Genomic DNA, 20,236 nt, shown 5'->3' with positions numbered 1-20,236 from the left:
AGACTAAATGTTTTTAGGAATAGTAATGGTAAATTTAGTCCCTTTATCTAGCGTAGACTCTACCTTAATATTTCCTTTGTACTCTTCAATCATTTTTTTTACCATGGTAAGTCCTAGTCCCATTCCGCTAGATTTAGAGGTGAAATTTGGTTCAAAAATTTTTCCCATTTTTTCCTCGCTCATTCCTTCCCCATTGTCTTCTACAGTGAATCTTATGTAATTATATCGCTCCTCTAAATCTATATTGATGATTAGCTTTCTTTTTTCAGATTCCGCTTGTATGGCGTTGGTAATAAGGTTGTTTAATATTCTGGTAAAGAAGCTCTTGTCTAAAGGAAAAATAATATTAGGTCTATTAGAATGGAAGAAAATGTTCTTGCTATCAAAGATGGTGATAATATTTTTGATTTCTTCGTTTAAATTAAGAGGTTGATCTTCTTTTTCAGGTAGTTTTGCAAACTCAGAGAAAGCTGTAGCTACTTTGGAAATAATATCTATTTGAGTAATCATAGAGTCGCTGAGCTCTTTTACCTTTTGTTCTATATCAGGAGCATTGGCATCAAATCTTCTTTCAAAGCTTTGCATAAGCAGTTTCATAGGAGTTAGTGGGTTTTTAACCTCATGGGCAACTTGTTTTGCCATTTCTCTCCATGCACTTTCTTTTTCGATATGTGTAAGGCGTTCTTTTTGAGCATCTATCTGGAAAATCATACTGTTGTAGGATTTTACTAAGATGCTTAACTCGTCATTTCTATTGTATCTTATGGGTTTTAGTTCTTTATTAAATAGATTGATTTTAGATAGAAATTCAGAAATTTTAGTAAGGCTTCTAGTAACTCTTCTAGAGATAAACCAGCTAAGAATAATACTGGTTAGAACTAGTAATATATTGATGATAAATATATTATATATGTATTTGTCTATTAAATCATAGTAAGAAATATTACTGTGATAGGAAGGGTAGTAGACAATTCCAATAGGTTCAAAAATATTATTCTTTAAGACCAAATAAGATGAAGTTACTTGATTGTTGAGAGTGTCATCGTAGGTTTGTATATCTATTCTTGCATCAGAGGAAATAATTTTTTTTAAGAGCTCGTTTGGTATTCTTTTATCCTTTACTAGGGAACTATTTTTATTTGACAAAAGAAAATTGCCTTCTAAATCATAGATAATGATATCGTGCTTATTGATGTCGGCAATCTCTTTGATTTTGTTGTCTAGAACTTTTTTAATGTTTTTTGGAGTTACGGTTTCTCTACTCACAGCATAATCTAAAGAGGCGGTAAGTACTTCTGCTGTTTGCTGTATTTCTATTTTGTTTTGAGTTAGAGCACTTTGTCTCAGTATCATATAAGATATAAAGGTAGAGCCTACTATACTTAAAATACATATAAGTAGAAAACCGAAGAAAATTCTATTTCTTATACTGAAACCACTATAGCTTTTTTGTGACATCTATTTTAAATTCATTAGTTTAGCAACATATTTTCCGATAATATCAAACTCAAGATTAACGAGTTCTCCTGTTTTAATATGTTTTAGATTGGTGTGTTCCCAAGTGTAAGGAATAATAGCGACAGAGAATTTTTTATCCATACTTTTGGCGACTGTTAGGCTAATGCCGTTAATGGTAATAGAACCTTGTGGAACAGTTACAAAATCAGAAATATAAGATATTGTAATGATGTGGCTCCCGTTAGTTTCTTCTATGGACTCTACGGTTCCTACTCCATCTACATGTCCTTGCACAATGTGTCCATCTAGTCTTCCGTTCATCATAGTACATCGTTCTAGATTGATTATGCTGCCTTCTTGCCACTGGGAAAGATTGGTTTTTTCCAAAGTTTCATTGATGGCTGTTACGGTATAGAGGTTTTCATTGATGTCCACCACGGTTAGGCAACAACCATTATGAGCAAGGCTTTGGTCTATTTTGAGTTCTTGCGTAAAGGGACAAGATAGGGTAAAGTGTATATTATTCCCTTCTTTACGTATTTTTTCAACAATTCCCGTAGCCTCTATAATTCCTGTGAACATATTAAATAATTTATTAAATTTGTAACTTTAGAAAACAAAGATAAGTAAAATGAGTGTAAAACATCACAAACCTAGAGTAGGGATTTCCATAGGAGATTTTAACGGTATAGGTCCTGAAATTATTCTAAAAACATTAAAGGATAAATCTATTACCGATTTTTTTACTCCTGTGATATTTGGTTCAGGGAAACTTTTTTCTTATCAAAAAAATATATTTAAAATTCAGACTAACTTTAATTATATCAATAAAGCCACAGAAGCGTCTGCTGGTAAAATTAATATTGTTAATCTTTGGAAAGATAATGTTAATGTAAATTTAGGAGAACCTACGGAGGAATCCACAAGAATGGCGATAGATTCTTTGGAAGCGGCTACAGAGGCTTTGAGGGAAGGAGAGGTAGATGTTTTAGTAACAGCACCTATCAATAAAGACGAAATGCTAAAACATGGATTCAAGCATGCAGGGCATACAGGTTTTCTAGAAGATAAATTTGGGAAGAAAGGATTGATGTTTTTAGTAACCGAAGATTTAAAAGTAGCCGTGGTAACGCATCATATCCCAATTTCGGAAGTGGCTCAAAACATTAGCAAAGAAAAGATAAAAAACTACCTAAATATATTAAATGCCACATTGGTGGAAGATTTTTGTATTGCTAAACCCAAAATAGCAGTTTTAGGGCTTAATCCACATGCTGGAGACGGTGGAGCGATAGGCAAAGAGGAGCAAGAAATTATCATTCCAGCAATAAAAGAGGCTTTTGATAATGGTGTTTTGGCGTTCGGACCTTATCCTGCAGATAGTTTCTTTCAGCCACAAAAATATAAAGCTTTTGATGCTGTTTTAGCGATGTATCATGACCAAGGTTTAGCACCATTTAAAACTTTGGCGTATGAGGAGGGAGTAAATTATACGGCGGGTTTACCTTTTATAAGAACTTCTCCAGACCATGGGACAGCTTATGATATAGCAGGAAAAAATATGGCTGATCATAGCTCTTTTGAGGAAGCTGTATTTACAGGGATAAAAATTTTCCAAAATAGGAGCGAATATCAATCTCTTATGGAGAATAAGCTGAAAGTTAAAAGAAGTGGAAATAATGGCGTAGACGAAGATTTGCCAGATGAAGATGTTTAAAAAATAGAGGAAAAAACATCGGTTCTGTTTAATTTGTAATGTAGATTTTGTTATATAAAAAAAAACACTTATTTTTGCAGACCATTTTTATGGATAAATTTAGAAAATATGATATTGTTTTCTCGGGCTTAAAAAATGGTAAACACCAGTTTGAGTTTGAGATAGATAAAGAGTTCTTTAGCTTATTTAATGCAAATGTAGATTTTAGTGAACCTAAGATTTTGGTAGATGTTTTATTAGAAAAACATACCACTTTTTTAGAGTTTTGGGTGAAAGTATCAGGAGAAGTAACTTTGATTTGTGATATAAGTGGAAATGATTTTCCTTATGAAATAGAACATGAACTCAAAGTTTTAGTGAAGTTTGGAGAAGAGTATGATGATAGTAACGAGGAAGTTATTACAATTCCTTCAAGTGATTATCATTTTAATGTGGCTCAATTAGTTTACGAGGCGGTGATTTTATCTGTTCCAATGAAGAAAATTTCACCAGAGGTAGAGGGGAATGAAGAGTATGAGGCTTTGTTAGAGAGGTATAGTCCTAAAGTCTTAGATGAATTGGAAGAAGAAAAATCTGATGAAGATATAGATCCTAGATGGCAGGCATTAAGCAAGTTGAAAAATAAATAGAGAAGAGTATTAACATAATATAGAAAAATAAAAAACAGTAATAATGGCACATCCTAAGAGAAGACAGTCGTCAACCAGAAGAGATAAAAGAAGAACTCACTACAAAGCAGTAGTTCCTCAGTTAGCTAAAGATGCTACTACAGGAGAGTTACATCTTTATCATAGAGCTCACTGGCACGAAGGAAAACTTTACTACAGAGGAAAGGTAGTAATGGAGAAAAATGTAGAAACTACAGAAGAAAACTAGACTACTGTAGTAGAAATTATTTTATGCATAAAACCGCTCTTTTTTTTGGATTGAGTGGTTTTTGTTATTATATTTGGGTGCTAAAAATTATCTTATGGATTTAAAAGATTTACAAAACCTCATTAAGTTTGTTTCTAAGTCGGAAGTAGCTGAGGTTAAATACAAAACAAAGGATTACGAAATAAATATTAAAAATCCTGGCTCTAATGAGAATATAACTTACGTTCAGCAATCTTTACCACAATCTCCTGCAGTTTCGCCTGTGGCATCGCCAGTAGCTCCTGCGGCAGTATCTTCACCATCTGCTCCTGTAGCTCAGGAGGGTAAAGCAGATGATGATAGTAAATATATCGCTATTAAATCACCAATGATAGGTACTTTCTATAGAAAGCCATCGCCAGATAAAGATGTTTTTGTAAATGTGGGAGATTCTGTGTCTGAAGGGAAGGTAGTTTGCGTTATAGAAGCTATGAAACTATTTAACCAAATAGAGAGTGAGGTAAGTGGTAAGATAGTTAAAATATTGGTAGATGATGCAACTCCTGTGGAGTATGATCAGCCACTATTCCTTGTTGATCCGTCTTAAGTAGAGAAATTTTAAGTCAAAAAAGTGTCATAGTTTGCTCTGTTGATATGGGGTAATTTATTTTTAATTTAAAGTTTCTTAATAAAATGTTTAAAAAAATATTAATAGCCAATCGTGGAGAGATTGCAATGAGGATTCTCCGTACTTGTAGAGAGATGGGGATTAAAACCGTTGCAGTTTATTCTACGGCAGATAAAGATAGTCTGCATGTGAGGTTTGCAGATGAAGCGGTTTGTATAGGACCTCCTACTAGTAAAGACTCCTACTTGAGTATACCTAATATACTTGCTGCAGCCGAGATTACTAATGCTGATGCTATCCACCCAGGATATGGTTTTTTGTCAGAAAACGCTAATTTTTCTAGAATTTGTCAGAAAAATAATATCAAGTTCATAGGGGCAAGCCCAGAGCAAATAGAAAAAATGGGTGACAAGGCTACTGCTAAAGCAACTATGAAGGCTGCGGGGATACCTTGTGTACCAGGTTCTGATGGTTTGATAGGCTCTTATGAAGAGGCAGCGAAAATTGCAGAAAAAATTGGTTATCCAGTAATGATAAAGGCAACAGCTGGAGGAGGTGGTAAAGGTATGCGTGCCGTTTGGAAAGCAGAAGAACTTAGAAACCACTGGGATTCTGCTGTGCAAGAGGCTGTGGCTGCTTTCGGTAACGGCGGTATGTACATGGAAAAACTCATAGAAGAGCCTAGACATATTGAAATACAAGTGGCAGGAGACCAGTATGGTAAAGCTTGTCATCTTTCTGAAAGAGATTGTTCTATTCAAAGAAGAAATCAAAAATTAACAGAGGAAACGCCGTCTCCTTTTATGACTGATGAGCTTCGTGAGAAAATGGGAGAAGCAGCTGTAAAGGCAGCAGAATATATTGGTTATGAAGGGGTAGGTACTATAGAGTTTTTGGTAGACAAACACAGGAATTTCTACTTTATGGAGATGAATACTCGTATCCAAGTAGAACATCCTATTACAGAACAGGTTATTGATTATGACCTTATTAGAGAGCAAATTCTTCTAGCAGCAGGAGCGCCTATATCTGGTGTAAATCATTATCCTAAACTACACTCAATAGAATGTAGGATTAATGCGGAAGATCCTTATCAAGACTTTAGACCATCTCCAGGAAAAATTACTAGTCTTAATATTCCAGGAGGACACGGGATAAGAGTAGATACTCATGTTTACTCTGGTTATACCATACCATCTAATTATGACTCTATGATAGCTAAACTAATTACTACGGCTCAAACTAGAGAAGAAGCTATTGCTAAAATGAAGAGAGCTTTAGAAGAGTTTTATATAGAGGGAGTTAAAACTACAGTATCCTTCCATAGGCAGTTGATGGATGATCCAGACTTTGTAGCTGGTAATTATACTACCAAGTTTATGGAGACCTTTAAAATGAATAAAGATTACGAAAATATGTAATTTGTTTAGCCCCTAGAAATAACTTTTTAGGGTTTTTTTCATAAAGAGCGGCAAAAACTACTTAAATAAAAAATCATTAAATTTGCCGATATACTTGTATTTATTTAAAAATAGTAATATGTCAAATAACAAAAATTTGAAAACAGCTCAGTATTTTATAGATTTGGAGGATCGTCATGGTGCTCACAACTATCATCCACTACCAGTGGTTTTAGACAGAGGAGAGGGTGTTTTGGTATGGGATGTAGAAGGAAAACAGTATTATGATTTCCTTTCTGCTTATTCGGCAGTTAATCAAGGGCATTCTCATCCTAAAATTGTAAATGCTTTGGTGGAACAAGCTAAGGTGCTGTCATTAACCTCTCGTGCGTTCTATAATTCTAAACTAGGAATCTATGAAGAGAAGATAACTAAGCTTTTAGGTTTTGATAAAGTATTGCCTATGAACTCTGGTGCAGAAGCCGTAGAAACAGCTATAAAACTTGCGAGAAAATGGGCTTATGAAGTAAAAGGCGTTCAAGGTAATAATGCTAAAATTATTGTTTGTGAGAATAATTTCCACGGAAGAACTACAACGATAGTTTCTTTTTCTAACGACCCTGATGCACATAGTAATTATGGACCATTTACACCAGGGTTTATAAGAATACCTTATGATGATTTAGATGCTTTACAAAAAGTATTAGAAGAAGAGGCTGAAAATATAGCTGGATTTTTGGTAGAGCCTATACAGGGTGAAGCTGGGGTATATGTACCTACAGAAGGTTTCTTGAAGAAAGCACAAGAACTTTGTAAAAAGCATAATGTATTGTTTATTGCAGACGAAGTGCAAACAGGTATTGCTAGAACGGGTAAGCTAATAGCATGTCATCACGAAGAGGTGCAGCCAGATATTTTAATCTTAGGTAAAGCATTGTCTGGAGGAATGTATCCAGTATCTGCTGTTTTAGCGAATGATAATATTATGAAGGTCATCCACCCAGGGCAGCATGGTTCTACTTTTGGAGGTAACCCTTTGGCATGTGCTGTAGCAATAGCAGCTTTGGATGTAGTTCAGGAGGAGAAATTATCTGAAAGAGCAGAAAGGTTGGGTAAAATATTCCGAGCAGAAATAGAGAAAATTATAGCAAAAACAGATTTAATCTATAAAGTAAGAGGAAAAGGATTATTAAATGCTATTCTTATCAACGATAGCCAAGATAGTCCAACAGCATGGAATCTTTGTTTAGATTTAGCTAAAAATGGATTACTAGCGAAGCCTACACATGGTAATATTATCCGTTTAGCTCCGCCTTTGGTAATTACAGAGGAGCAACTAATGGAGTGCGTTGCTATTATAGAAAAAACAGTATTAGAGTTTAAATTTTGATTACCTGTTTAGATAGGTATTTATATAGAAAAGACGAGTGTTAACCTCGTCTTTTTTATGGAATAAACTTTGGTAAATCTATGGATTGGTAAGGTTCTATATCTAAAATATACCTAATCCAATTAGAAAAGCTGTACTTCTCTCTAATAGAATGAGGCAAAGGTTGATATGGTTTTTGTAGAAATTCAGGTATTAGATTTAGATTATTTTCATCAAATACAAAAATGTTATTTTCATTATAAAAATCAAACTGTTTTACATATGGATTATTGGTAAGTAATTTTTTTTGATAGCCTATTGATTCAAATACTCTAAAAGAAAGTCCATTGTGTATGTTGTTGAGTAAATCTAGTAATACATCGCAAGATTTTACTTGTTTTAAATTATCTTCAAAAGATACTATATCAGTAATCACTTTGATACCTTTATATTTTTGTTCATCTATTTGTTTTTTATCACCATTACAGATGTTGATATTAGGCGTGAACCCAGCTTTGTAAATTTCCTTTACAATAGAAGGGAGAATTTGGTATCTGTCTTTTACATAGGTTCCGATAAAATAAACAATATTGGAGGGAGCGTTTGCTGTTTCTAAATTATGATAGTCAAAATAAAAGTTAGTAGTAGGTAAAAAACCGTCCTTTAAATCTACTTCATCAAAAACAAAAAAACGGTCAAATAAGTGAATGTAATTTTTGATATGTTCGAATCGATTCATACCATCCCATTGGTACGCTATCGAAGTTCCTACTTGTGAGCGAATACTTTGAATGAAGTCTATTGGAAATAAATCTGGACGAATGAATAAAGCGTAGTCTATAGGCTTTGCATCATTTATTTCTTTTATGATTTTATCTCTATGGACATTAAATCTTAGTATATTTTTGTAATTTTTATCATTTAAAAATGTCTTTCTAAAAAAATTAACTAGTCTGTCCTTAACAGATTTGTACTTGTATTTTTGTTCAAAAGATGCATCAATAACATTAAAACCAATAGCCTTTAAATTCTCTATAATTTGGACGCTAATATTGTATGTTTTAGGTGCTCCTAAAAGAATGGTTTTACCTTTTGTATTTTGATTCATATAGTTTTGCTAATGTTATAAATTTATAATGGGTTTTTAATACTGAAAAAATAAAACCTGGGATACCATCTCTTACACCACCTTTTAGAAAATAGAATTTAAAAAACCAAAGTGAAGGGGAAAAAATAAGTTTTAGTAGGGTTATGTTCTGAGCTTTTCTCTTAGTGATTTCTGCAGTTGTATATTGGTTTGTCTTGTTTAATAGCAAAGAGACATTTTCGTCGGCTAGATGTTCTATAGCGTTTGCTGTATCTTTGTAACTGAGTTTTTCTATTTTTCCGTTAATTTTAGGTTGAGAATGAATTTCTTTAGGCCAATCAATATCGTTTTTTCTAAATAATCTACACACATAATCTGGATAGACAGATCTCATCCACCTCCCCAAAAAATAATTTTTTCTAGGAAAATAATATGCTGAGTATTCAGGATGAGTTATTAAATATTTTATTTTATCCTTTAAATAAGGGGTGATTAATTCGTCTGAATCTAGTAGTAAAACCCATTCATTTTTAGCACTTTGTATTGCAAAATTTCTTGCGGGCTCTACATACCCTGTATTATCATGATAAATGATTTTAGCCCCAAACTTTTTAGCAATTTCAACGGTGTTATCTTGGCTATACATGTCACATATCAAAATTTCATCAACATCTCTAACAGCACTTAAAACACGGTCTAAATACTTCTCAGAGTTATAAGTATTAAGAACTACGGAAATTTTGAATGACTTTAACATGTTTTTTTACCCTATTTTAATTTACTCTCTTGCGTAATCGTCTTGTAGTCTTACAATATCGTCCTCTCCAAAGTAAGTCCCTGTTTGTACTTCTATGAAAACAAGCAGATCATTACCTGTATTTTCTATTCTATGTTTTGCTCCTAAAGGTATAACAACGGTTTCACCATATTTATAAATAGTTTCTATGTCATCTAAAGTTACCTTAGCTGTTCCTTGTATAATAGTCCAAGCTTCTTGTCTCTTGTTGTGGTATTGGTAAGAGAGGCGCTGTCCAGATAATACTTCCACACGTTTTAGTTTGTAATGTGGCATATCAGCCAATACAAAATACTTTCCCCAAGGTCTTTCTCCTATTTCCATACAGTTCTCTTTAAGATTGAAGACACAAAAGTAAATAAATTTGTTTATTTCCTAAAGTTTTGGGAGAAAAATAAAAGAAAATAATGTTTTATATTATTCTAAAAATGTGTATTTTCGCAAATTGATTTTAAAAACTAAATATTAGAAATGGCAGTTTTAGGAGAAATTAGAAAAAGACCTTGGATATTGATAGGTTTTATTGCTATTGCACTACTAGCATTTTTGGTAAATCCAGATAGTTTAGATAAGGTTTTTGGTAAAGATCCTAACATTCTTGGTAAAGTAAATGGTGAGGAAATTACTAGGGACGAGTATAATGAGCAACTTATGCTAATGCGTAATCAAGCGGAAAGCCAAGGTCAACCTTTGGTAGGATTGGAAGAGCAGGCTTGGCAAACTTTGGTACAGTCTAAACTTATCAAACAACAGTTTGAGAAAATGGGATTAGAACTTACTGAAGATTTCTTTTGGAATCAGTTGCAGTACGACCCAATGTTTTCACAAAATCCTCAAAATTTTGATGCTAAAGGAAACTTTAAGCTAACCGAAATTAAAAAGGAAATAGAAGGGCTTAGAGAAAGTGGTAGAGTACAGGAGTATAATCAGTGGCTTAATATCAGAAAAACAATAGAGTACAGAATGATGGCTCGTCAGCTTTTTGCTAACGTAACTAATGGTATTACGGTAGGCAAAAAAGAAGCTGAGCTTATCATGAAAAATAGAGATCAGGTGGCGGATATAGATTTTGTGAAAATAGATTACAATACATTTGCACAAAAGAATCCTGTAAAAGTAACCTCTGAAGATTTGGCTAATTTTATCAAGAAGCACCCTGTTGCATTTAAGGCAGAGGCAAGCAGAAATTTAGGAGTAGTTTTGTTTCCTGCCAAACCTAGTGCGATGGATGATAGCTTGATACTAAAAGAGTTAAAAAAACTTTATAACGGCGAGGGAGAGAACTTCTTAAACTCTCCTAGTGACTCTATGTTTGTGGAAATAAATTCAGAAGCTCCCGTTAAGTATGGTTTTGTGTCAGAGCAAGAAGTGCCACAAGAAGCGCAGGCTTTTGTGAAGACAGCTACTGTAGGTCAAGTTTACGGTCCATATAAATCAGGAGGTAAATACTATGTGACTAAATTAGCAGGTAAAAGTGAGGCAACTTTACCTAAGCATATTCTGATTGCTTTTGCAGGTACAGATGTAGCTAAGCAAGATCCTTCGATAAAAAGAACTAAAGAGGAAGCTAAAAAGTTAGCGGATAGCATCGCTGCTCAAGTAAAGGCGGATCCTGCTAAATTTGCTCAGTTTGTGTCATTGTCAGCTGATAAAGGGTCTGCACAACAAGGGGGAATGTTACAATGGGTTCTTCCTGGTAAGAGTGGTTTTGTAAAGCCTTTTGCAGATTGGGTAGAGTCTAATCCTAAAGGTGCAGTAGGTGTTGTGGAGACTCAATTTGGATACCATGTTATGGTAAATGAAAATAAGATGCCTGTTTATAAAATAGCTAACTTAGCTAAAGATATAAGAGCTTCTAAAGAAACACAGAATAAAGTTTACGCACAAGCAAATAATTTTATACAGCAGATTCAAGGTAAATCTTTTAATGAGTTTGCTAATTTAGCTAAGAAGAGCAACTATCAGTTTGCTAATCCTAAAATGGTAAGTCGTTTTCAAGGACAGATACAAGGTTTAGGTACAGATAAAGATGAAGAAGTTTTGGCTTGGGCTTTCAATAAAGACACGAATAAGGGAGATACAAATATCTTTACTACAAGTAACGGAGATTATGTAGTAGCTTATCTTAATGGAAAACAAGAAGCGGGATTGGCAGATCCAGAGTCAGTAAGAGAGCAAATAGAACCAATAGTAAGAAATCAGTTATTGGCTAAGAAAATCGTTGAAAAATTAAATGCTTCTAAGTCTTCGTCATTGGATCAAATAGCTAAACAGTTTGGAATGGTTAAAGAGAGCGGACAGATAAATATGCTAACTCCTAGTTTAGGTATGGCAATGGAACCTAAGGTAGCGGGTGCGGCTTTTGGTGTGGCTCCTAATAAAGTTTCTAAACCAATAGAAGGTAATACTGGTGTTTATGTTGTGGTTAAGAAAAGGGTGGCAGAGAATAAGCAGCCAGGAGATGCTAAGCAGTTTGTGCAAATGTTAGAGCAACAGAATGCTCAAATGTTTACACAGAGCTTACTGAAGAGCCTTCAGGATAATGCAGATATAAAAGATTATAGAATTGAAGTTTATAATAAAACTCAAGAGCAATAATTTAGATTTAATATAAATATGATTAAAAAGCGACTTTATAGTCGCTTTTTTGATGTTAAAAATTAAAAATCTTATCTTTGCTTAGTTGAACCTAATGTAACAAAATGAAGTTTTCTAAAGAATTAAAAGCGGGGCTTATTGCAATATTGGCTATTGTAGGTTTTGTACTCCTGTATCAGTTTATGAAAGGGAGGAATGTGTTTTCTACAGACGATATATATTATGTGAAATACGACAATGTACAGGGGCTTTCTGCATCTAATGCGGTATCCATAAATGGGCTGAAGGTTGGACAAGTAAAAGAGATAAAGCCTGTTAAAGCAGCTGACGGACATATTTACTTTGTAGTTAAAATTACGGTAGATAATAAGTTTGATTTCTCTAAAAAATCTACGGTAGAGATATTTGAACCAGGACTGATGTCTGGTAAGGAGGTTAGGGTTAATTTGGTATATGATGGTGAGCAAGCTAAGAATGGAGATACTCTGATGGGAGTGCTTCAGCAGTCGGTATTTAATAGTCTATCTTCTGAAGTTAAACCTGTTAAAGACCAGTTGTCTCATGTCCTAACCAACTTAGACTCTACTCTTGCGAGTACCAATAAAATTATGGACGAGCAAAATAGGAGAGAAATCAAGCAGTTGTTACAAAGTCTTAACCGTACAGTAGAATCATTTAGGCAAACCTCTCTTCAGACCAACCAAATGCTTTCTAGCACAGACCCTAAGATACAAAAAATGTTAGATAATGCAAATTTGGCAACAGTGAGTGCAAAGACAACATTAGACAAATACGGCAATGTAGCGGAGAAATTAGATGTTAATAAGTTGAATGATGCCATAAGTAAGTTAAGCCTTACTTCTGATAAGTTAAATACGTTAATTTCTGGAATACAAAACGGAGAGGGGTCTTTAGGTAAGATAGCTAAAGATGAACAGCTCTATAATAATCTTAATCAGACTTCAAAAAACCTTAATGGGTTGATAGAGGATATCAAAAATAACCCGAAACGCTACATCAACATCTCTGTGTTTGGGAAATAGAAAAAACAGTTACAATGCAGTACATAGATAATATATTGTTCCTTATTTGTTTGGTGGTAGGCTTTGGTCTATTTATTAAGAGTTTAAAAGAGATTTATCGTAATATCAAACTTGGTAAAGCCATTGATAGAACTGATAATAAGCCTAAAAGATGGCGTACTATGGCAAATGTAGCCTTAGGTCAAAGTAAAATGGGAGCAAGACCAGTGGCTGGGGCTCTGCACGTTTTGGTATATGTTGGCTTCTTGGTCATCAATATGGAAATGTTAGAAATAATAGTTGATGGACTTTTGGGGACACACAGATTTCTAGCGAGTGTAATGGGAGAAACGCTATATGCTCTGTTTACTGGCACTTTAGAAATTATGGCTCTGCTGGTCTTAGTTGCAGTAGCTATATTTTTTGTAAGAAGGAATGTGTTGTCTGTAAAGCGTTTCAATATGAAAGAAATGTTAGGTTGGCCTAAGAATGACGCTAACTGGATTTTAGTAATTGAGTTTGTGCTTATGATGGCATTTCTTAAAATGAATGCAGCAGACTCTATTTTACAGACTCGTGGAGTAGAAGGTTATCATCATTTAGGAGCGTTCCCTGTGAGCGGAACATTTTTAGTACCTATTATGGAGGTGTTTCGTTTTGATAGTTCTTTTCTTATTTTCGTTGAAAGAAGTGCTTGGTGGGTACATATATTAGGGATTTTATTCTTTATGAATTACCTTTACTATTCCAAGCATTTGCACATTATTTTTGCATTTCCTAATACTTGGTTTGCCAATCTTAAACCTAAGGGAGCATTTAATAATTTGGATTCTGTTACGAAGGAAATTAAGCTAATGATGGATCCTAATGCAGACCCTTATGCAGCTTCGCCAGATGGGGCTGAACCACCAGCGAAGTTTGGAGCAGAGGATATTTTTGATTTAAACCAAGTACAGTTGCTAAATGCTTATACCTGTACCGAGTGTGGAAGGTGTACTGCGGTTTGTCCAGCTAATTTAACGGGAAAAAAATTATCTCCTAGAAAAATAATGATGTCTACAAGAGATCGTTTGGAAGAAGTAGGACAAAACATCAACAAGAATGGAAAGTTTGTAGATGATGGTAAAAAATTACTAGACGACTATATTACTCGTGAAGAACTTTGGGCGTGTACCTCTTGTAATGCTTGTGTGGAGGCTTGTCCTGTACTCATAGACCCATTGTCTATTATTTTTGAGATGAGAAGATTTTTGGTAATGGAGCAGTCAGCGGCACCACAAGAGCTTAATTTGATGATGACCAATGTGGAGAACAACGCCGCGCCTTGGCAATATAATCAGGCAGATAGACTTAATTGGGCTAATGAGGACTAATAGTTCTACCGTCAAGAAGCAAAATAAAATAGTTTTAATCTAGATTACAAATAAATGGAATTCAAAATAAAAACAATGGCAGAATACGCTGCCGAAGGTAAAGCTCCCGAAGTTTTGTTTTGGGTAGGCTGTGCAGGAAGTTTTGATGATAGAGCTAAAAAAATCACCAAAGCCTTTTGTAAAATCCTCCACAAAATAGGGGTAGAGTTTGCGGTGTTAGGGCAAGAGGAAAGTTGTACGGGAGACCCAGCTAAGAGAGCAGGGAACGAGTTTGTTTTCCAAATGATGGCTCTTACCAATATAGAAATCCTTAATGCTTATGAAGTAAAGAAAATAGTAACGGCTTGTCCGCACTGTTTTAATACATTAAAGAATGAGTATCCTAGCCTTGGCGGGAGCTATCAAGTGCTACATCACACACAGTTCTTAAAGCAGCTTATGGAGGAGGGAAGACTGAAGATAGAAGGCGGTAAGTTTGAAGGTAAGAAAATCACTTTCCACGACCCTTGTTACCTCGGTAGAGCCAATAACGAGTATGAAGCACCTAGAGAACTCCTTAAAAAATTAGATGCAGAGTTGGTTGAAATGAAGCGTTGCAAACAAAACGGATTGTGTTGCGGAGCAGGAGGAGCACAGATGTTTAAAGAACCAGAAAAAGGAAACAAAGACATAAACATAGAAAGAACAGAAGAGGCTTTAGCGAAAACACCTGATGTTATTGCGACGGGTTGTCCTTTCTGTAATACGATGATGACGGACGGTGTAAAGCATTTTAATAAAAACACCGAAGTAGAAGTTAAAGATATTGTAGAGCTTTTAGCAGAAGCAGAGGATTTGTAGAAACTTGTTTTATGAAAATAGAAGAATCTAATATAGTAGAAACTAACGATTATAGAGTGCTTATTTATCCAGCCTCTAGACCTTTTTTACCTAAGGAAAGTAAAGAAATTACAGAAAAACTTTTTGACTTTCTTTCCGTTTGGGCGGCACACGGTAAACCATTGTCATCGTCTTTTAAAATTGAAAAAAATCAATTTATCATCATTAGTATAGATGAGGAACAAGAGGTGGCTTCGGGGTGTTCTATAGATGCTCTTAATGGTGTGATGAGAGAGATAGATACTACTTATCAACTAGGATTATTTGACCGAATGAAGGCTTGTTTCGTGGAAAATGGCGAAGTGAAAACCATGAAATTACAAGAGTTCCGTTCGGCGTTAAAAGAGGGCAAACTCTCTCAAGAGATAGAAGTATTTGACTTTTCTAAATCAACTTATGTGGCTTTTTTGTCAGACTTTCTTTTGCCGCTTAAGAGAAGTTGGGCAGGTGTTTATGTAGAGTCTTAGGAAGTTGAGAGATATTGCTCCACTGCGATTTTGAAATAAAGAGCAGCCCTAAAACCCATATTTCCACAAAAAGCGTATCGCTAAAAAAGTACAAAAATAAATGAAGTCCTACGATGCCCCAACCTAAAAAGGCATCGTATTTTTTTGTAAAAAATCCAATAAAATAAAGACCCTCAAATAAGAATACAAGTTTATCCCCAATGTTGAGAATCCAAGAGTGTTCAATACAGAAAAGGTAGAATTTACTTAAAATACTATCAGGATTGGTGAAGATATACCAAGAGAAGTTGTCTTTAAAAGACATTTCTCCAAATCTAGGCATAAACATAGCTCTATGTATAAACTTCCAGAGGAAAGCAGAAAAGTAAATCCAACAAGTATAATATCTTAATCCTTCCCACATAAGATTAAAATTGATGGGAGAAATAACAAAAAATATAAAGCCTATAATGATAAACCCTTTAAGATAGCTAGAGAGAAACCCCATATTTGAATTAAACCCAATGGCATAAATCAAGAAAAAGATATAGAATAAAATAGGGATAGCTTTTTTATTGGGGAATATGAAACTTAGTACCCAAAATATAAATAGTAAAACGGCAAATACAATGCTATAAATAGGGTGTGCAAAGACAAAATAATTGATGCCGAAATAATTATATAAACTCGTTAAAAAATCGCCTCCTGAAATTTGGAATGAAGGGTTTTCCATCTGAAAATTTAATGTAGAGGAGTAACTTCTAAATAAGAACGACAAACCAAAGCATAAAAGTATACTTCTTTTAATTAAAGCCTGGTAATTGGCTAAATCTCTAATGGAACTATTGCCCTTGCGTAAATATTTTTTCAACATTTTTTACGGAGTATTTATTATGTTCGTCGTAGTTTACAGTTACTTTGTATAAAGTGATGTGGTCTAACTTCTTACCTTCCACTTGTTGTACGTATCTAAAGAGCCATTTGGGATAATGTGTATTTAAGTAATTTTTATCAGCGGAAGGATAGACTTTTTTGTGGAATGCGATTTCTGGGCTGTCTTGACCTAAAAGTTGCTCCCAAGTTCTTGACGAATAGTAGAACACGATTCGTTTATGATGATTCCATATTTCGGGATGATTGAAAATTTTGCCGTCGCTTTTCTTTATCACAAAAAACGAAAAGTCATTCTGTATAGGGACGGGAGCGGAGTACATTGCATAGATGAAAAATGGAATGCTACTCGTCCTAAAGACATGGCTTATCAAAGTGAGTACGATGAACCCTACAAAGAAATAATACATCTTTTTTGATTTTTGATGGGCTATGTTTAGGAAAGTCATCTGTAAGTTATTATTTTTACCGAAACAAAATTACAGCTATTTTGTCAGTATTAAAAGTCTTAAAATCAAATACACTTTTTCTAAAATCTTTTTTCAAGAACGACGGTTTTTGGACGGCTTCAGCGATGCTAATTTCTAAATTAGTATTGCTTATCGTTAATATTTATGTAGCTAGAGTATTACTGAAAGAAGATTTGGGAATGGTGTTTAAGGCTCAAAATTTTATTTCTTTTTTTATTCCTTTTGTGGGGTTGGGGACTTATCAAGGATTGCTAAAATACGGCAGTCAGCTGGACCACTCAACCGATTTTAAAAACCTAGAAGCTTATTCATTATACTACGGTTTGTTGGGGCAGTTGGTTATAAATGCGTTGGTCTTCATACTTGCATTGGTAATGTTTGGGCAACGATTAGAAGTCTTTTTTTTGGTGTTGTGGTTCTTGGTAAGGCTTGTGGGATTATTCTTTTTGGAAGTGTATAAAGCCTCTTGTAGAGCCTCTTTCCGTAATAGGAAATTTGCTCTTTTGGAGATTGTCAGTAGTGTTGCCTTGTTGGCGTTGGCATTGGGGCTTACACCGTTGTTAGGGCTTAGGGGTTATGTCTTAGCCTTGTGTTTGTCGCCTTACTTTATATTCTTTTTGGGGTTTAGGAAGTTCAGAAAAGTAGAACTGGAACCACTCTCGGTAAAATCACTTTGGCGATTTAACCTTTCTACCGCCGCTGCGAGCCTTATGCAAGAGTTGTTTTTGCTTACGGATATATTTATGATTGGGGTGTTGTTTAGTGAGGGGGTCTTGGCGGAATACAAAACGGCTTCGCTCATACCGTTAAATTTAATTTTCCTATCACGAGTGTTCATTCATAACGATTACCCTAAACTATGCAAACGCCATCAAGATAAAGCATTTATCAAAAGGTACATTACTCAATATTTAGTCTTATTCTCGGCGCTATCAGTATTGATTTTGGGCTTGGGAACAGCTTATGCCAATGAGATTATGAGTCTTTTTGGAACTCAATATTTAGGGCAAACTCACTTATTTAATATTTTCTTAGGAGCGGCGGTGATAGGTATGATGCTTAGGACGCTGTTTAGCAATTTGGTCTTTGCGATTGAAAAGACGAGGTTGCATCTTATCATTTCCACGCTGTCGGTAGTATTGCTCGTCCTCCTCATCTTTGCCTTACAACCCTATTTGGGGATTTTAGGGGTAGGGTACGCCCACCTATTAGCCGTCTTTTTTTCAGGAGTTCTTTATAGTGGAGTGGTTGTAAAATATCTAATAAAACGCTAAAAAGTCTTAGTTTTTGTTCAATTTATCGCTTTTTTTTATCGTTTGGTTTAATGTCTAAGCGGTTTGGAGTGCTTAATATTAAAAAAAATACGGCGAGGTATTGCGTATATAAATGCAAGTATGTAAATTTGGTTCACACTCAACGATAGAAATGCAATGATTTTGACTTATTGTTATTTTTATATTTGAGAAATAGTGTAATTCGTATATTTTTAACACCAAAAAAACAAAAGAAATGGCAATTGACAATTTAATTTCAGTAGAATTTTCGGCACAAGAACTCAAAACGATAGATGATGCCATCGGAGCGATACTCGGCGTTATCCAATCCAAGGCAATCAACCTCTCTCCAGAAGAAAGAAGGCAATATGGGCGTATAGCAGACAAAAACAAGGTGCTGGTAGACAAATGCAAACTCTATATGGAGCAAGACCCTAGCACAGTGCCGCCTACCATAGACAAGGCAGAATTTGATAAAGACTATCTCGCAAGAACCCAGCTAGAAGCCCCTCTAAAGAAACTAGACCGAGTGATAGAAATGATGACAGACACCAAAACACTTTTGGATTACGACAACTACACCGCTGCAGTATCTTACTACCGTTATGTAAAATTCTTAGCCACCCAAAACCAAGCAGGGACTACCAGTATTTACAAAGATCTTAGCACCCATTATCAGACCAGAGCAGTCGCCACTAGCGGTACTACCAATACCAAAGACGAAGAAAATAAAGCCTAGATAATAGTATAATGAAGGCTAAAGGGGCAAACGAAGACCTTACAAGGCTAAAAATAGAGTTGGGAGGCTTTAATTTAGACCTTACCACCACTAGATTTACCTCTGTAAGGTCTTAACTGAACCCTGTAGGCTCTATTTTAGACCCTGCAACCTCCAAAACAGACCCTATAGGGTGTAAATTAGACCCTAAAAGGTGTAAAATAAAACCAGTGCCCTCTATCCGAAGAGCCTATGCTAGAAAGGGAAAGCTGAAAACCTAAATAGGGTAGGAAAGAATATAAAAATGTAAAAATGAAAAGAAACGTGTTATTATTTCTCTTTGTGATTTTGATTCTTATAGTTAATTCGTGTAGGCAAGAGCTAACAATTTATGATGTAGATGATACAGCACAAAAGTCCGATTTTTTTTTAAATGCGGAATCCAAACTTAGTAATGTTAGAGGAGGTGATAGATGGTTGAAAATTTTAAAAGAGGAAAATGAGAAAAAAGGTTTTGTTGCAAAACTTAAAGACACTAAAGCTGTTCCAGTTTGGGATAAGGTAATAATAGATAAAGTTCCAAAAAATATGGGTTTGGGGGTATTTGGTGATTCGGATAATATTGTTAATTCTGAACAAAGAATTATTATTCCACTTACACAAGATGGCTTCTTTATGTCGTCCTATATAGTTGCTTCTATAAACAGGAATAATGAAATTACCTATTTAGAAAATATGGATAATAGTACATTATACGGAATGGTTTACAATAAATCCATTTCAAAAGACATTAGAGAGAATATAATGGCAAATATTATTTTTATCAATAATAGAGCTTTTGGTTTTAAAAAGTTCATTAATGTTCCTGGCGACTTGTTTTCAGATATCCCTTTGGATTCTACTAAAACCACCAAAACAATAAAGTTAGTAGAAGATGATTCAAATAAAAATATAACTCCTAATAGCATGTTGGAGCTTATGTGTTTAATTTACGAAATAGATGATCCTAATTGTTCTTGCCATGGTACTATTACATCTACAAAATGTTTTTACATATATGTTGGAGGTGGTGGTGCTTCTAGCGGAGAAGGTAGTGGTGGAGAAGGTGGTAGGCCGGGGAGTGGAGATAGTGGTGGTAGTGGTGTCTCTAATAATACTCCTTGGTATCTAATGAATCCTAATATCAATATCTATTCTTATAACACTTATCCAAGAGCTGTTTTTAAAGCGTGACAGATTATGGAATAGTTCTTCA

21 protein-coding genes are annotated in these 20,236 nt (G+C 34.7%); 14 read left to right on the top strand and 7 right to left on the bottom strand.

What is annotated here, in order from left to right; translation table 11 throughout:
• Positions 1 to 3: 3 nt before the first annotated feature.
• A complete protein-coding gene (locus D1J36_RS03695; RefSeq protein WP_154137719.1) occupies positions 4 to 1,458 on the bottom strand; it encodes a sensor histidine kinase in 1,455 nt (484 codons plus the stop codon).
• Positions 1,459 to 2,040 (bottom strand): riboflavin synthase, encoded by a 582-nt coding sequence (locus D1J36_RS03690; protein ID WP_154137720.1) that lies wholly within the window; start codon positions 2,038 to 2,040, stop codon positions 1,459 to 1,461. It lies immediately after the preceding gene.
• A 49-nt stretch (positions 2,041 to 2,089) separates the two neighbouring features.
• Here D1J36_RS03690 and pdxA point away from each other — a divergent pair, with 49 nt between their 5' ends.
• The 6 genes from pdxA (at position 2,090) to rocD (ending at position 7,448) form a co-directional block, all read left to right on the top strand.
• Complete coding sequence (gene pdxA / locus D1J36_RS03685) at positions 2,090 to 3,175, top strand: 4-hydroxythreonine-4-phosphate dehydrogenase PdxA (protein ID WP_154137721.1); 1,086 nt, start codon at positions 2,090 to 2,092, stop codon at positions 3,173 to 3,175.
• Between the two features lie 89 nt (positions 3,176 to 3,264).
• The gene (locus D1J36_RS03680; RefSeq protein ID WP_154137883.1) at positions 3,265 to 3,804 is read left to right on the top strand and encodes a YceD family protein; all 540 of its coding nucleotides are present in this window, start codon (positions 3,265 to 3,267) and stop codon (positions 3,802 to 3,804) included.
• Between the two features lie 43 nt (positions 3,805 to 3,847).
• On the top strand, positions 3,848 to 4,051 hold the full coding sequence (gene rpmF, locus D1J36_RS03675) for a 50S ribosomal protein L32 (protein ID WP_004917152.1): 204 nt from the start codon (positions 3,848 to 3,850) through the stop codon (positions 4,049 to 4,051).
• A 94-nt stretch (positions 4,052 to 4,145) separates the two neighbouring features.
• A complete protein-coding gene (gene accB / locus D1J36_RS03670; protein WP_154137722.1) occupies positions 4,146 to 4,637 on the top strand; it encodes an acetyl-CoA carboxylase biotin carboxyl carrier protein in 492 nt (163 codons plus the stop codon).
• Positions 4,638 to 4,723: 86 nt separating this feature from the next.
• On the top strand, positions 4,724 to 6,079 hold the full coding sequence (accC, locus tag D1J36_RS03665) for an acetyl-CoA carboxylase biotin carboxylase subunit (RefSeq protein WP_154137723.1): 1,356 nt from the start codon (positions 4,724 to 4,726) through the stop codon (positions 6,077 to 6,079).
• 118 nt (positions 6,080 to 6,197) lie between these two features.
• Entirely contained in the window at positions 6,198 to 7,448 is a 1,251-nt protein-coding gene (gene rocD, locus D1J36_RS03660) for an ornithine--oxo-acid transaminase (RefSeq protein ID WP_154137724.1), read from the top strand.
• 55 nt (positions 7,449 to 7,503) lie between these two features.
• Here rocD and D1J36_RS03655 read toward each other — a convergent pair whose 3' ends face one another.
• Genes D1J36_RS03655 through D1J36_RS03645 form a run of 3 tightly spaced genes read right to left on the bottom strand, consistent with a single transcriptional unit; the run spans position 7,504 to position 9,634 of the window.
• Complete coding sequence (locus tag D1J36_RS03655; protein WP_154137725.1) at positions 7,504 to 8,535, bottom strand: hypothetical protein; 1,032 nt, start codon at positions 8,533 to 8,535, stop codon at positions 7,504 to 7,506.
• Positions 8,513 to 9,271 (bottom strand): glycosyltransferase family 2 protein, encoded by a 759-nt coding sequence (locus D1J36_RS03650; RefSeq protein ID WP_154137726.1) that lies wholly within the window; start codon positions 9,269 to 9,271, stop codon positions 8,513 to 8,515. The genes D1J36_RS03655 and D1J36_RS03650 overlap by 23 nt, the downstream gene beginning before the upstream one ends.
• A gap of 21 nt (positions 9,272 to 9,292) precedes the next feature.
• Entirely contained in the window at positions 9,293 to 9,634 is a 342-nt protein-coding gene (locus D1J36_RS03645) for a phosphomannose isomerase type II C-terminal cupin domain (RefSeq protein ID WP_154137727.1), read from the bottom strand.
• A 147-nt stretch (positions 9,635 to 9,781) separates the two neighbouring features.
• Between D1J36_RS03645 and D1J36_RS03640 the strand changes: the two genes are divergently transcribed.
• The 5 genes from D1J36_RS03640 (at position 9,782) to D1J36_RS03620 (ending at position 15,649) form a co-directional block, all read left to right on the top strand.
• Positions 9,782 to 11,908 (top strand): peptidylprolyl isomerase, encoded by a 2,127-nt coding sequence (locus D1J36_RS03640; RefSeq protein WP_154137728.1) that lies wholly within the window; start codon positions 9,782 to 9,784, stop codon positions 11,906 to 11,908.
• A gap of 104 nt (positions 11,909 to 12,012) precedes the next feature.
• Positions 12,013 to 12,951, top strand: coding sequence for an MlaD family protein (locus D1J36_RS03635; protein WP_154137729.1), 939 nt, complete (start codon positions 12,013 to 12,015; stop codon positions 12,949 to 12,951).
• A 14-nt stretch (positions 12,952 to 12,965) separates the two neighbouring features.
• Entirely contained in the window at positions 12,966 to 14,303 is a 1,338-nt protein-coding gene (locus D1J36_RS03630; protein ID WP_154137730.1) for a (Fe-S)-binding protein, read from the top strand.
• 54 nt (positions 14,304 to 14,357) lie between these two features.
• Positions 14,358 to 15,143 carry a (Fe-S)-binding protein gene (locus tag D1J36_RS03625; RefSeq protein ID WP_154137731.1) on the top strand — a complete coding sequence of 262 codons (786 nt, stop codon included), beginning with the start codon at positions 14,358 to 14,360 and terminating at the stop codon, positions 15,141 to 15,143.
• An 11-nt stretch (positions 15,144 to 15,154) separates the two neighbouring features.
• A complete protein-coding gene (locus tag D1J36_RS03620; protein WP_154137732.1) occupies positions 15,155 to 15,649 on the top strand; it encodes a hypothetical protein in 495 nt (164 codons plus the stop codon).
• On the opposite strand, the gene D1J36_RS03615 is transcribed toward D1J36_RS03620, so the two are convergent.
• Both D1J36_RS03615 and D1J36_RS03610 read right to left on the bottom strand, forming a co-directional pair.
• Positions 15,612 to 16,361, bottom strand: coding sequence for a GTP cyclohydrolase (locus tag D1J36_RS03615; RefSeq protein WP_252339429.1), 750 nt, complete (start codon positions 16,359 to 16,361; stop codon positions 15,612 to 15,614). The two genes, D1J36_RS03620 and D1J36_RS03615, sit on opposite strands and share 38 nt — an antisense overlap.
• Before the next feature lie 109 nt (positions 16,362 to 16,470).
• Positions 16,471 to 16,968, bottom strand: coding sequence for a hypothetical protein (locus D1J36_RS03610; RefSeq protein ID WP_154137734.1), 498 nt, complete (start codon positions 16,966 to 16,968; stop codon positions 16,471 to 16,473).
• On the opposite strand from D1J36_RS03610, the gene D1J36_RS03605 reads away from it, so the two are divergent.
• The 3 genes from D1J36_RS03605 to D1J36_RS03595 all read left to right on the top strand — a co-directional run bounded on the left by D1J36_RS03605 (position 16,935) and on the right by D1J36_RS03595 (position 20,214).
• A complete protein-coding gene (locus D1J36_RS03605) occupies positions 16,935 to 18,263 on the top strand; it encodes an oligosaccharide flippase family protein (protein WP_154137735.1) in 1,329 nt (442 codons plus the stop codon). The genes D1J36_RS03610 and D1J36_RS03605 overlap by 34 nt on opposite strands.
• Positions 18,264 to 18,498: 235 nt before the next feature.
• The gene (locus tag D1J36_RS03600) at positions 18,499 to 19,002 is read left to right on the top strand and encodes a hypothetical protein (RefSeq protein ID WP_154137736.1); all 504 of its coding nucleotides are present in this window, start codon (positions 18,499 to 18,501) and stop codon (positions 19,000 to 19,002) included.
• Positions 19,003 to 19,293: 291 nt separating this feature from the next.
• Positions 19,294 to 20,214, top strand: a complete 921-nt coding sequence (locus tag D1J36_RS03595) for a hypothetical protein (protein WP_154137737.1) — start codon at positions 19,294 to 19,296, stop codon at positions 20,212 to 20,214.
• Positions 20,215 to 20,236 lie beyond the last annotated feature (22 nt).

It is taken from the genome of Riemerella anatipestifer, from assembly GCF_009670965.2.
Classification (GTDB): domain Bacteria; phylum Bacteroidota; class Bacteroidia; order Flavobacteriales; family Weeksellaceae; genus Riemerella; species Riemerella anatipestifer_B.
The sequence above is the reverse complement of the archived record's forward strand: the minus strand, read 5'-3'. Positions and strand labels throughout refer to the sequence as shown.